Below are 654 nucleotides of genomic sequence, written 5' to 3' on the forward strand. Positions count from 1 at the left end.
CTGCGCGAGGAATACGACGCCTGGGATGAGATCCTGACCGACAAACTGATCTTCAATTCCATCAACCGCGTCACCGTCACCGAGGCTCTTGCGGCGCTCGGTATGCCGTCCGAGCGCATGGACAAGAAGGCTCAGAACCGCGTCGCAAAGTGCCTGCGCCGGCTCGGGTATACGAGCAAGATCGGCAAGGATGCGAGCCGGAAATCGATGCGCATTTTTGAGCGGGAGGCGAGGTGATGGCGTCTACCAACCATGCCCAAAACGTGTCTACCATCGTTCTGAAAGACGGTAGACACGGCATCAATCCGTCTACCAACTCAGTTGTCTACCATCTTGGTGATATGACGGTAGACAACTTGGTGGACAAGCTAAGTCATTGTTTTTTCGTCGCGATAAGCCCTTTGTCTACTGTCTACTTTCTATTCCATAAAAGAGAAAAAAAGAGAGAAAAAGAGGGCCTAAAGAAGGAATACGCGCGGACGGTAGACGGTAGACAGGCTTGGAGCCTCGCCCAGTGACCCGCCCCCGCTACTTCACCACCCCCACCAGGCCGAGAGCATGGGAAGGCGATGAGCTTTACGACGAGCCCATGAGCCATGTCCCCGAGGTGTGCGATCACGAGGCGACGGACACCGGGCTGGTCGACGCGAACGG

1 protein-coding gene is annotated in these 654 nt (G+C 56.0%); it reads left to right on the top strand.

Annotated features, from left to right (window positions below; all coding sequences use genetic code 11):
- The coding region (locus SPHV1_RS25305) for a hypothetical protein (RefSeq protein WP_197277604.1) at nt 1-237 on the top strand (237 nt) is incomplete at its 5' end.
- Nucleotides 238-654: the final 417 nt, after the last annotated feature.

The sequence above is a fragment of the Novosphingobium sp. KN65.2 genome (assembly GCF_001368935.1).
Lineage (GTDB): Bacteria > Pseudomonadota > Alphaproteobacteria > Sphingomonadales > Sphingomonadaceae > Novosphingobium > Novosphingobium mathurense.